This is a genomic window from Rhizobium moroccans (assembly GCF_057559155.1).
On record NZ_JBHFJG010000001.1, the window covers coordinates 101,898 to 115,136 of the forward strand.

General features: G+C 61.5%; 7 protein-coding genes. 2 read left to right on the plus strand and 5 right to left on the minus strand.

What is annotated here, in order from left to right:
- The first annotated feature begins 113 nt into the window (after positions 1 to 113).
- Positions 114 to 5,558: an alpha-2-macroglobulin family protein gene (locus tag ACE04I_RS00510; protein WP_487206322.1), complete on the plus strand. Its 5,445-nt coding sequence runs from the start codon at positions 114 to 116 to the stop codon at positions 5,556 to 5,558.
- A gap of 11 nt (positions 5,559 to 5,569) precedes the next feature.
- Positions 5,570 to 7,651, plus strand: coding sequence for a penicillin-binding protein 1C (pbpC, locus tag ACE04I_RS00515; RefSeq protein WP_487206323.1), 2,082 nt, complete (start codon positions 5,570 to 5,572; stop codon positions 7,649 to 7,651).
- 3 nt (positions 7,652 to 7,654) lie between these two features.
- On the opposite strand, the gene ACE04I_RS00520 is transcribed toward pbpC, so the two are convergent.
- The 5 genes from ACE04I_RS00520 to ACE04I_RS00540 all read right to left on the minus strand — a co-directional run bounded on the left by ACE04I_RS00520 (position 7,655) and on the right by ACE04I_RS00540 (position 13,056).
- Entirely contained in the window at positions 7,655 to 8,509 is an 855-nt protein-coding gene (locus ACE04I_RS00520; RefSeq protein WP_487206324.1) for a dipeptide ABC transporter ATP-binding protein, read from the minus strand.
- Positions 8,509 to 9,360, minus strand: a complete 852-nt coding sequence (locus ACE04I_RS00525) for an ABC transporter ATP-binding protein (protein ID WP_487206325.1) — start codon at positions 9,358 to 9,360, stop codon at positions 8,509 to 8,511. The genes ACE04I_RS00520 and ACE04I_RS00525 overlap by 1 nt, the downstream gene beginning before the upstream one ends.
- A 1-nt stretch (position 9,361) precedes the next feature.
- Positions 9,362 to 10,279 carry an ABC transporter permease subunit gene (locus ACE04I_RS00530; RefSeq protein WP_046796178.1) on the minus strand — a complete coding sequence of 306 codons (918 nt, stop codon included), beginning with the start codon at positions 10,277 to 10,279 and terminating at the stop codon, positions 9,362 to 9,364.
- Between the two features lie 15 nt (positions 10,280 to 10,294).
- Positions 10,295 to 11,299 carry an ABC transporter permease subunit gene (locus tag ACE04I_RS00535; RefSeq protein ID WP_487206326.1) on the minus strand — a complete coding sequence of 335 codons (1,005 nt, stop codon included), beginning with the start codon at positions 11,297 to 11,299 and terminating at the stop codon, positions 10,295 to 10,297.
- A 161-nt stretch (positions 11,300 to 11,460) separates the two neighbouring features.
- Positions 11,461 to 13,056: an ABC transporter substrate-binding protein gene (locus tag ACE04I_RS00540; RefSeq protein ID WP_487206327.1), complete on the minus strand. Its 1,596-nt coding sequence runs from the start codon at positions 13,054 to 13,056 to the stop codon at positions 11,461 to 11,463.
- Positions 13,057 to 13,239 lie beyond the last annotated feature (183 nt).

Below are 13,239 nucleotides of genomic sequence, written 5' to 3' on the forward strand. Positions count from 1 at the left end.
CTTGCAGTAAAACCTTCATGAAAATCCCGGGCTGCAATCGACGCGGCGCGTTGACATTGCGGAGGTAAATTAGAAAAGTGAGAGGATAGAACGCCAGCGACGGGGAGGACATCATGTCTAAGCGCGCGTTTATCGGCTTTTCCGCTCTCGTTCTTTCCGTTTTTGGCCTTATGCCGCCTGTGATCGCCGCAGAGCGGCGGATCGAAACCACACCCAATGGCGATTATTTCGGCTTCGATTTGCGTACGGTGCAGAATGTCAGCCAGGCTGAGTGTGAAGCCGTTTGTATCGGCGACAATGCCTGCAAGGCCTTCACCTACAACGTCAAGGCGCAGTGGTGCTTCCTCAAGTCCGATTTCAACCAGCTCAACACCTTCCCCGGCGCCGTTGCCGGCAAGATCGTGGAGGTGGCTGCAGAGCCGGATATCGGCGCTGCGCCCAAACTCTCTTTCCTTTCCGAGGATTTGCTCCAGCAGGCGCGCGAGCAGAAGCAAGGCCTGTCGCTCGGAGACAACCAGAAAGGTTACGGTGCGGAAGAATTGCGCACGATCGCGCAAAACGAGCTTCTTTCCGGCAATGTCGACACAGCGCTCTACAATTTCCAGGGCGCACTTTCGATCCAGTCGGAAAATGGCGACCTCTGGATAGAGATGGCGCGCGCGGCCGGCACGGCCGACGGCAATAGCGACGCGACGGCGCGGGGCGTTCTTGCCGCCGTCAACGGCTATCAGCTTACCCGCACCTCACAGAGCCGCGCCGATGCGCTTGCGGTTCTGGCGGCAGGGCTGGCGAAACAGGAGAATTACCGCTCCGCGCTGACCGCCTACAAGCAGAGCCTTGCGCTTGTGAACGCCCGTACCGTTCAGGCCGCCTATAACGATCTGCGCGAGCGGCAGGGCTTTCGGATCGTCGGCAATACGATCGATGCCGATAGCGCCAATCCGCGCGCCTGCGTGCAGTTTTCCGAAGCTCTGGTGAAGAACACCGACTATGCGCCCTTCGTCGTGGTCGACGGTCAGGCGCCCAAAGCAATGGAGGCCAAGGACAATCAGATCTGCGTCGAAGGATTGACGCATGGCCAGCGCCTCAAGCTTTCGTTCCGGCGTGGCCTGCCGTCATCGGTCGATGAGCCGTTGGAGGCGCAAGTCGATCTCGATCTTTATGTGAAGGATCGCTCGCCGACGGTGCGGTTTACGGGCGATGCTTTTGTTCTGCCATCCACGGTGCGGCGCGGCATTCCCATCGTTTCGGTCAATACCGAAAGCGCGGATCTGAAGCTCTACCGCATCGGTGACCGCAACATCGTCTCGCTGCTCACCAATTCGCAGTTCCTCACCCAGATGGATGGCTACGGCGCGTCGCGGATCGAGACGGAAAGCGGCGAACTGGTCTGGCAGGGTACGATCGATCTTGCGCAGGATCTCAACAAGGATGTGACGACGAGCTTTCCTGTCGACGAGGCGCTCCCCGCCCGCAAGCCCGGCGTCTATGTTTTGACGGCTGCCGCCTCCAATGCCGTTTCACAGGAGTGGAGCAGTAAGGCGACGCAGTGGTTCGTGGTCTCTGACATCGGGCTCTCCACATATGCAGGCACGGACGGCCTCAACGTCTTTGCCCGGTCGCTCGGCTCGGCCAAGCCGCTTGCCGGTGTGGAACTGCAGCTCCTTGCCCGTAATAACGAGATACTCGGCACCGCGACGACCGATGCCGCCGGCCGTGCCACCTTCACCGCGGGATTGACGCGCGGCACGTCCGGCACGGCGCCTGCCATGATGACCGCCAGGAACGGCGCCGAGGATTATGTCTTCCTTGACATGACCCGCGCTGGCTTCGACTTATCCGACCGTGGCGTTACCGGCCGCCCGGCGCCCGGTGCGATCGATCTTCTTGCGTGGACCGAGCGCGGCATCTATCGGCCTGGCGAGACGGTTCATGCCTCCGCGCTTGCTCGCAATGTCGATGCCGCAGCAATTGAAAACCTGCCCTTGACCTTCGTCTTCCTGCGGCCGGATGGGGTCGAAGACCGCCGGATGGTCAGTACCGGTGCCCTTGGCGGTTACGCGCTCGACCTGCCCCTGCAGCGGACGGCGATGCGCGGCACGTGGACGATGCAGGTCTTCACCGACCCCAAGGGTTCGCCGATCGGCGAGAAGCCTTTCCTGGTGGATGACTTCGTCCCGGATCGCATCGAGTTCGACATAACCAGCCAAGCCAAGGAGATAGAGGTCGGTGCTCCCGTGCCTGTCGAAATCGACGGGCGATATCTCTATGGCGCGCCTGCTGCCGGGCTCGATCTCGAAGGCGAAGTGGTGTTGAAGGCAACCAGGCAGAATGCTTCCTTCCCCGGCTACCAGTTCGGTCTGGCGGACGAGGAGGCCAACGAGGCGGTGCGCATTCCCCTCGATGCTCTCCCCGTCCTTGACGATCAGGGGAAGGCAAGCTTCGATGCCTCCGTCACCGAAGCGCCGTCAACGACGCAGCTCGTCACCGCCGACATCGTTGTGCGCATGCAGGAGGCGGGTGGCCGAGCGGTCGAGCGCACGCTGACCTTGCCGGTGAAAGCCGAGGATGCACGGATCGGCATCAAGCCGGAGTTCTCGGGTGATCTGGCCGAGAACTCCGTCGGCAAATTTCACGTCATTGCCGTGGATTCCGCCGGCCAGAAACAGGCCATGCAGGGCCTTTCCTGGAAGCTCATCAAGGTTGACCGGGACTATCAGTGGTATCGCGACGGCAATTCGTGGCGCTACGAGCCGGTCACCCGTACGAGCCAGGTTTCTAATGGCACGCTGGACGTCACGACGGATGGAGGCGAAATTTCGGTTCCCGTCAATTGGGGCCGCTACCGCCTGGAAGTGGAAACCGCCGATGCGGGCGGGCCGGCTTCCAGCGTCGAGTTCGATGCCGGCTGGTTCGTGACCGCGACTTCCACGGAGACGCCGGATGCGCTGGAAATCGCGCTCGACAAGCAGAGCTATGCGGTCGGGGAAACGGCCAAGCTCAAGGTTTCCTCGCGCTATGCAGGGGAACTGATGGTGATCGCGGGCGCCGAAGAGCTGATTTCGGCAAATACCGTCAGCATCGGCGCGGAAGGCGGAGAAATCGAGCTTCCCGTGACTGCGGAATGGGGTGCTGGCTCTTATATTACCGCTACGCTCTTCCGTCCCGGCGAGGCACAAGAAAGCCGCATGCCGATGCGATCCATCGGTATTACCTGGCTAAAGGTCGATCCTGCCGATCGCGATCTCCAGGTTTCGTTGGATGCCCCGGAGCAGACCCTGCCGCGCAAACCGCTCGATATTGCGGTTCAGGTGGCGGGTGCAGGCGCCAATGAGGATGCCTATGTGACGGTCGCTGCCGTCGATGTCGGCATCCTGAACCTCACCCGCTACGAGCCTCCTGCGCCGGACGATTGGTATTTCGGCCAGCGGCGGTTGGGGCTCGAAATCCGCGACCTCTATGGGCGGCTCATCGACGGTTCGCTTGGTGCGACCGGCCGGTTGCGGACCGGCGGCGACGGCGGCAGCATGGCGATGCAGGGCAGCCCGCCCAAGGAGAAACTGCTCGCGTTTTTCTCAGGCCCGGTGAAACTCGATGGTGAGGGCAGGGCAAACGTCTCCTTCGATATTCCGCAGTTCAACGGCACGGCCCGCGTGATGGCTGTCGCATGGTCGAAAAGCGGTGTCGGCCATGCGGTGAAGGATGTGGTCATCCGGGATCCGGTGGTGATTACCGCCAGCCTACCGCGCTTCCTTGCGCCCGGCGACAAGGCGAACCTGCGGCTCGACATTGCCAATACCGATGCGCCGGCCGGCGACTACAAGCTGGAAATCGCCACGAACGATGCGATCGCTGTCGAGCAGGGGGCAGAGCAAACCATCAGCCTTCAGGCGGGCGGCAAGCTCGATCTCACCATGCCTATGACCGGTGTAGAACCGGGCGACGGCGCAGTCTTCATCCGGCTTTCGAATGCTTCCGGCCTCTCGCTGGATCAGGCGCTGGATATTCCCGTCCGTCCAGGAGCGCTGCCGGTTACGACGCGGCGTCTCATTTCGCTAGCGCCCGGCAACAGCCTGACGGTGAACGGCGATCTCCTGGCGGACAGCATCCTGCCCGGAGCCTTCGTCGCGGTGAATGTCAGCCGCTCCAGCGCCTTCGATATCCCGGCATTGCTGATGAGCCTCAGCCGTTATCCCTATGGCTGCGCCGAGCAGACGACCAGCCAAGCGTTGCCTCTGCTCTATCTCAGCGAAATGGCAACGCAGAATGGCCTTGCCGACGATGCCGAGGTGAAGAAGCGGGTTCAGGATGCCATTCATCGCGTGCTTTCCTACCAGTCGTCGGCCGGCAGTTTCGGCCTCTGGGGTCCGGGCAGTGGCGATCTCTGGCTCGATGCCTACGTGACCGATTTCCTCACCCGGGCCCGCGAGCAGGGCTACGAAGTGCCCGAGCAGGCGCTGGTACAAGCGCTGGAAAACCTGCAGAACACACTCGGCTATACCAACAATGTGCGCGACCAGGGCAACGAGATCGCCTATGCGCTTTATGTGCTTGCGCGCAACCGCAAGGCTGCGATCAGCGACCTGCGCTATTATGCGGATGCGTCGCTCGGCGACTTCCCGACCCCTCTAGCCAAAGCGCATATCGCCGCCGCGCTGTCGCTCTATGGCGATCAGCAGCGCGCCCGAAATATTTTCGCGGATTCGCTGCAGATGTCGGAGCAGGCGCAGGTTCACAAGGTGAGCCTTGCCCGTTCCGACTATGGTTCGTCATTGCGTGACGGGGCTGCGGTTCTGGCTCTGGCCGCCGAAAGCCGGCCGGTGCCGCCGATCGTCGCTCCTCTTGCCGATATCGTCGCCAAGGAGTGGCGGGAGAAGAGCTATACCAGCACGCAGGAGCAAACCTGGATGCTGCTCGCAGCTCGTGCGCTGCAGAATGGCGATGAAAACCTGCGGCTGGACGTCAACGGCGCCGAGCATCGTGGCACGCTGATGTCGCAGATGTCCGGGGATGCGCTCCTCGATCATCCGCTGACCGTCCGCAACGACAGCGGCGACCCACTGCAAGCGGCGGTTACGACCGTCGCGGCCCCTGCCGAGCCGCTGCCGGCGGGCGGCGACGGCTTCACCATCGAGCGCACCTATTACACGATGGATGGCGAGGTTGCGAATGTCACCGAAGCGAAGCAGAACGAGCGTTACGTCGTGGTGCTGACAATTATCGAAACCAATGACTGGCCTTCGCGCGTTCTCGTGCAGGATCTGCTTCCGGCCGGTTTCCAGATCGACAATCCGAGCCTGGTGAGCAGTGCCCAGCTTGCCAATTTCGACTGGGTCGGAGAAGTGGAAGCGGCGCATACGGAATTTCGCAACGATCGGTTTGTGGCGGCCTTCAACCGCAATGCCGGCGACAATCGCGAGATAATGCTGGCCTATGTCGTCCGCGCTGTAACGCCAGGTGTCTATGATCATCCGGCAGCGAATGTGGAAGACATGTACCGCCCGCAATTCTCTGCTCGCACCGCGACGGGCCGCATGGAGGTATCGGCGGCGCAGTAAGGTCTGGAAAAATGAAGCTCCAGCAAAAAATCCTGATCGGTTGCGGGGCCGGCCTTGCCGGGTTGGCGGGGATTGCCTTCGGTCTCGATGCCACCGACAAGGCTTTTTCGCCGCCGCTCGACAAGGCGGGTGTGGTTTCCGCTGAGGTACTGGATGCGGACGGTCAGCTGTTGCGCGCCTTCGCAACGTCAGAAGGCCGCTGGCGGCTGAAGACCTCGGTCGCGGATGTCGATCCTCGCTTCCTCAAGATGCTGGTGGCCTATGAGGATCAGCGCTTTTTCGATCATTCGGGCGTCGATCCGCTGGCGGTTGGGCGCGCAGCCTTGCAATTCGTCACCAACGGCCGCGTGGTTTCCGGCGCCTCGACGCTTTCCATGCAAGTGGCCCGGCTGATCGAGCCACGCGAAACCCGTTCGCTTTCCGCCAAGCTCCTGCAGTTCGTGCGCGCTGTCCAGATCGAGCGAAGGCTGAGCAAGGAGCAAATACTCGAACTCTACCTCACCCATGCCCCCTATGGCGGCAATCTGGAAGGGGTGCGGGCAGCGAGTCTCGCCTATTTCGGCAAGGAACCCCGTCGGCTGACAGTGGCGGAGGCGGCATTGCTTGTTGCCCTGCCGCAGTCGCCGGAGGGGCGAAGGCCGGACCGGCATTTCGGAACGGCGAAGATTGCCCGCGAACGCGTGCTGATGAGAGCGGCTGTCGAGGACGTATTGGGAGATGGCGAGGCGGATCGTGCCGCAGGCGATGCTATTCCCACCCGGCGTCTTCAGCTGCCGGCCTATGCAGCACATTTGGCCGAAGCTGCGATCCGCAGGGAACCGAGGTCAGACCGACACCGCACGACATTGAGACGCAGCATTCAGCAGGGATTGGAGCATGTCGCGCGTGAGACAGCCGCCAAGCTCAGTCCGCGGGTTTCCGTTGCCATGGTGATGGCAGATATCACGACGGGCGAGGTCGTCGGCGAGGTGGGGTCAGCCGATTATTTCGATGCGAGCCGTTCCGGTTGGATCGACATGACGCGGGTCAATCGTTCGCCGGGCTCGACGTTGAAACCCTTCATCTACGGCCTCGCCTTCGAGCAGGGGCTGGTGAGCCAGGAGACGATTATCGAGGATCGACCGGCGGATTTCTTCGGTTATCGACCTAAGAATTTCGATATGAGCTATCAGGGCGATGTTAGTGTCCGGCAGGCACTGCAATTGTCGCTCAACGTGCCGGCAGTGCGACTGCTCGATGGCGTTGGCCCCTCGCGCCTGATGGTGCGGTTCCGTAGAGCGGAGGTGCGGCCGGTCCTGCCGCCCAACGAGGCGCCTGGACTGGCGATCGGGCTCGGCGGCGTCGGCATCACATTGAAGGATTTGGTGCAGGCCTATGCGGCGCTCGCCAATCGCGGCCAGCCGGTGCGGCTCGGCAACGGCATCGAGGATCAGCCTGGCATAATAGATGGCGAACCGTTACTCGAACCCCAGGCGGCGTGGCATGTCGCCGACATCCTTTCCGATGTTCTGCCGCCCCAGGGCAGCCGCAGGCTCGGCATCGCCTACAAAACCGGCACGAGTTACGGTTATCGCGATGCCTGGTCCGTGGGGTTCGACGGGCGCTATGTGCTGGGTGTCTGGGTTGGGCGGCCGGACAATGGTGCGGTTCCGGGGATAGCCGGCTACCAGACGGCGGCGCCCATCCTCTTCGAAGCCTTCTCGAAGTCAGGTGTTCCGATTACACCGCTGCCGACCGCCCCCGCAGGCGCAATGCGGATCGCGCAGTCGGAACTACCGATCAGTCAGCGGCGCTTCTCAACGACATCGAGCGGTCTGATTTCCGCCTCGACGCGCGAGCGGGCGCCGCAGATCGTCTATCCCCCGGAAGGGGCAAGAATCGATCTCGGTGCTCGTTCGGGAGAGATTTCGCCGCTGGCGCTCAAATTGCAGGGCGGCCGCGCACCCTTCCGGTGGCTTGCCAATGGCAGGCCGCTTGCGGAGATTTCCCGCCGTCGCACCAGCGAATGGATGCCGGATGGGGCGGGATATTCGACACTGACGGTGATCGACGCTGCCGGCCGTGCCGTCAGCGTCAGGATTTTCGTGGAATAGCGATCAAGCCGCGCTGGCGGTCTTCTTCTTTGCAATACGCTCGCGGATCGACTCGACGTCGGCGCGTGGCGTCGCCTTGAACAAGGTGCGCGTATACTCGTGCTTCGGATCGGAGAAGACCTCGTCCCGGGTGCCGTATTCCACCGCCTCGCCGAAATACATCACCATCACCTCGTCAGCGATGTAGCGCACGACGGACAAGTCGTGGCTGATGAAGACATAGGTGAGGCCGAATTCGTCCTGCAGGTCGGCGAGCAGGTTCAGCACCTGCGCCTGCACCGAAAGGTCGAGTGCGGAAACAGGTTCGTCGAGCACGAGCAGCTTGGGGTTCAGCATCAGCGCGCGAGCGATTGCGATGCGCTGGCGCTGGCCACCCGAGAACATGTGCGGATAACGGTTGTAGTGCTCTGGCCCGAGGCCGACCTTCACCAGCATTTCGGTTGCCCGGTCACGCCGCTCGGCAGCGCTCATTTTCGTGTTGATCGCCAGCGGCTCTCCGAGAACATCACCAATCTTCTGGCGCGGGTTGAGCGAGCCGTAGGGGTTCTGGAAAACGATCTGCACCTTCTGGCGCATCTCGGACGTGAGGTGGCCTGGCCGCGTATCGATCTTGTCCCCGTCGATATAGAGTTCGCCGGAGGTCGGCTCGTCGATGAAGGTCAGCATGCGGGCGAGGGTGGACTTGCCGCAACCGGATTCACCGACGATTGCCAATGTCTTGCCACGCTCCAGCGAGAAGGAGACGCCCTTCACCGCATGAATGGTCTTCTTTGGCTTGAAAAGGCCGCCGGGCAGCTCGTAGTCGCGCTTGATATTGCGCACTTCGAGCATGGTATTCTTGGTCAAGGTATCGGTCATCAGCGTGCCTCCGCGGGCTCGGGCGTGCCGTCGAAGAAGGCGGATACGGTGGTGAGCCGATCGCCTGTCGCGTTCTCCGGCAAGGCAGCGAGCAGCGCCTTGGTATAGTTGCTCTTCGGGTTCTCGAAGAGAGAAAGCACGTCCGCTTCCTCCATCTTGCGGCCCTTGTACTGCACGACCACCCGATCGGCGGTCTCGGCCACGACGCCCATATCATGGGTGATCATGATGAGGCCCATGCCGGTTTTGGCCTGAAGCGATATCAGGAGATCGAGGATCTGCTTCTGGATTGTCACGTCGAGCGCGGTGGTCGGCTCGTCGGCGATCAGAAGCTTCGGATTGCAGGCGATCGCGATTGCGATCATTACGCGCTGGCATTGTCCGCCCGACATCTGATGCGGGAAGTGGCTCAGGCGCTCCTCCGGGTTCGGCAGACCGACCAGCTTGAAGAGTTCGATCGCGCGGGCGCGGCGCTCCTTCTTTCCGAGGCCAAGATGAATGCGCAGCACCTCCTCGATCTGGAAACCCACCGTGAAGCACGGATTGAGACTGGCGATCGGCTCCTGGAAGATCATCGCGATATCCTTGCCGATCAGCTTGCGCCGTTCGGCCGGATCGATGTTCTGGATGTCGCGACCTTCGAAGAGCATTCGGTCGGCGGTGATTTTCGCCGTCCAGGGAAGCAGGCCCATGACAGCCAGCATGGCGACGGACTTGCCGGAGCCGGACTCGCCGACGATCGCCAGCACTTCGCCCTTGTCGACGGATATGGATACGCCATCAACGGCCCTGAACCAGCCGTTTGCGGTTTCGAATTCGACGGTCAGATTGTCGATTTGCAGAAGCGCCATGTCAGGACCTCTTCAGTTTCGGGTCGAGCGCATCGCGCAGCCCGTCGCCCATCAGGTTGATGGCGAGAACGGTGATGAGGATTGCGAGGCCGGGGAAAGTGACCACCCACCACGCGCGCAGGATGAACTCGCGAGCTTCGGCGAGCATCGTGCCCCATTCCGGTGCGGGCGGCTGGGCACCCATTCCAAGGAAGCCGAGGGCGGCTGCATCGAGGATGGCGTTCGAAAAGGAAAGCGTCGCCTGGACGATCAGCGGTGCAGTGCAGTTCGGCAGAATGGTGCGGAACATCAGCCGCAGCGGACCGGCGCCGGCGAGACGCGCAGCCGTCACGTAGTCGCGGGTCTTTTCCGACATCACCGCGGCGCGGGTGAGGCGCACGAAATGCGGCTGCAAGGTAAGCGCAATGGCGATCATGCCGTTGGTCAGGCTAGGCCCGAGAATCGCGACAAGCACAAGTGCGAGCAGCAGCGACGGGAAGGCCAGGATGATGTCCATCAGACGCATGATGACGGTATCGACCCATCCGCGGTAATAGCCGGCGATGAGGCCGACCAGGATGCCTCCGGTGAGGGAAAGCGTCGTTACGAAAACCCCGATGAACAGCGAATACTGCGCTCCATAGATCAGGCGCGAGAGAATGTCGCGGCCGACCGGATCGGTGCCGAGCAGGAAGCTCGCACGGCCGCCGTCGGTCCAGACCGGCGGTATCAGAACTGCGTCACGGTATTGTTCGAACGGCGAGTGCGGAGCGATCACCGGTGCCAGGACGGCAACGATGACGAGCGCGAGGAAAACGAACAGGCCGATCACGGCGCCGCGGTTTTCGGAGAAGTAGAACCAGAACTCCTTGAGCATCTGGCGGCGAAGCTGGGCGGTCGAGGCCGCCTCGGGTGCCTTGTCGATGACTGTATCGGCCATGGGGTTTCTTTCCTTCTAGTGGCGGATACGCGGGTTGATCAGGCCGTAAAGCAGATCGACCACGAGATTGACCAACATGATGATGCCGGCGATCAGCAGCAGACCGCCCTGGATGACCGGATAATCGCGCCGGAAGACGCTATCGACCATCCATTTGCCGATGCCCGGCCAGGAAAAAATCGTCTCCGTAAGGATCGCGCCGGCGAGCATGACGCCGATCTGCAGGCCGATGGTCGTCACGACCGGGATCATGGCGTTGCGCAACGCATGTATGCCGACCACACGGAAAGGCGACAGGCCCTTGGCGCGCGCGGTGCGGACATAGTCTTCCGACAGCACTTCCAGCATGGCCGAGCGCGTCTGTCGGGCGATGACGGCGAGCGGAATGGTCGCGAGCACGATCGAGGGCAGCGCGAGGTGGCTAAGCGCCGAAACAAAGGCGCCCTTCTGGCCGGAGAGCAGCGAGTCGATCAGCATGAAGCCAGTGACCGGCGGGAAGAAGAACATCAGAGAGATGCGGCCGGAGACGGGCGTCCATTGCAGGATGCCGGAGAAGAGGATGATAAGAAGCAGACCCCACCAGAAGATCGGCATGGAATAACCGACGAGTGCGATGCCCATCAGCGACTGGTCGAAGAAGGAGCCGCGCTTGATCGCCGCGATCACGCCGGCCGGAATGCCGAGCGCGATGGCAATGATGATAGCACAGAAGGAAAGCTCGACCGTTGCCGGGAATAGAGCCAGGAACTGGTCCAGGATCGGCTGCTTGGAAACGATGGAAGACCCGAAGTCACCGGTCACCACACCGCCGAGATAGTCGAAATATTGCACGACCAGTGGGCGATCGAGGCCGAGCTGCGCGCTGATCTGGGCATGGCGTTCCGGCGACATCACACGCTCGCCGGAAAGGAGGGCGACGGGATCGCCCGGCAGAAGTCGGATAAAGGAAAAAGCGATGATGGAGACCCCAAGAAAGGTCGGGATCAATACGGCGAGCCGCCGCAGGAGAAAGCCAAACATTCGAAACCTTCGATGGTTTTTGGTTCTTGACCGATTCATGGTTTTGTCAAGCCATGAACGCGGCAATTGAGGCGTCTCCGCCACATTTTTCCGGGTCTCATAAAGCAATTGCCGCGGGAAACGCAACGCGCCCCGCGGCAAAAAATGCTAAGAAACGGCTATTATTCGGAAATATCGACCGCTTCGAAGGTGAAATCGCCAAGCGGGCTCTGGGTGAAGCCGGTCACGCCCTTGCGCATCGGAACGATGGACAGGGAGTGGTCGAGCGTTGCCCAGGGAGCTTCGCGCTTGAAGACGACCTGTGCTTCCTCATAGAGCTGAGTACGCTCTTCCTGGTCCGCAGTCGTCTTTGCCTTCTTCACGAGGGAGTTGAACTCCTCGTTGCACCACTGAGCGCGGTTGTTGCCGCCAACTGCGTCGCAGCCGAGCAGCGTATCGAGGAAGTTGTCCGGGTCGCCGTTATCGCCGGTCCAGCCGAGGATGGCAGCGCCGTCGCGGTTCTTGTCCTTGGAGCGCTCGAGATATTCAGCCCATTCGTAGGAGACGATTTCGACCTTCACGCCGATCTTTGCGAAGTCATCCTGGATGATTTCCGCCGCACGGCGGGCATTCAGCATGTAGGGACGCGATACCGGCATGGCCCAGACCTTCATGGAAAGGTCCTTGACGCCTGCTTCTTCGAGCATCTTCTTGGCGGCATCGAGGTCGTAGGCATCGTCCTCGATGGCGTTGTTGTAGGACCACATGGTCGGCGGGATCGGGTTCTTGGCCGGCGTTGCCATGCCCTGGAAGACCGCGTCGACGATCGCCTGCTTGTTGATGGCCTTGTTGAGCGCCTTGCGGACCTCCACCTTGTCGAACGGAGCCTGGGTGGTGTTGTAGGCCATGTAGGCGACGTTCAGGCCTTCCTGCTCAAGAACCGTAAGGTTCGGATCGTCCTTCATGGATTTCACGTCGGCGGCGTTCGGATAGGGCATCAGGTGGCATTCGCCAGCCTTCAGCTTCTGGTAGCGAACGGAAGCATCCGTTGTGATGGCGAACACGAGATCGTCGATCTTCGGAGCCGGGCCCCAGTAGTCCGCGTTCTTCTTATAACGGATCACCGCATCCTGCTGATAGCCGACGAAGGTGAACGGGCCGGTGCCGACCGGCATCTGGTTCAGCTGTTCCTTCTTGCCGGCGGTGTCGAGGCTGTCGGCATATTCCTTCGACATGATCGAAGCGAAGGGCATGGCGAGGTTGGCGAGGAAGGGCGCTTCCGGGCGGTTCAGCGTGAACTTGACCGTCAGGTCGTCGACCTTTTCGATCGACTTGATCAGATCCGGGAAGCCCATGCCGGCGGCATATTCCCACGAGGTGCCGGGGACGTACTGATGCCACGGATCGTCGGTCTTGATCTGACGGCCGATCGAGAACACGATGTCATCGGCATTCAGCTCACGGGTGGGGGTGAAGAAGTCCGTCGTCTGGAACTTCACGCCCGAACGCAGCTTGAAGGTGTAGACGGTGCCGTCTTCCGAGATTTCCCAGCTTTCGGCGAGGCCGGCGACCGGCTTGGTCGTGCCGGGTTCGAACTCCAGCAGGCGGCTGTAGATCGGATGACCCGAAGCGTCGAAAGTAGTGCCGGCGGTGTAAAGGCCCGGATCGAAGCCTTCCGGAGAACCTTCGGAGCAATAGACGAAGGTTTTCGCGCTGGCTGCGCTTGCGAAGAACGTTGCCGACAGAAGCGCTGCGGCAAGTGCGAGTTTGACTTTCATGACTAGTCTCCCAATACCTTTGCCGGCAAAAGCCGGTCAGGTTGATTTCGTTTTTTCAAGTGGCGCGCTCCCTGGCGCCTCAAGTGGTATTGTTCTTTTCTTCACCTCCTGGCCGGCCAATGCTGTACCGACCGGCCGACTACTGCTTTCCTTCTCGAGAAGTTCGTCGCGAATTCCGCAACC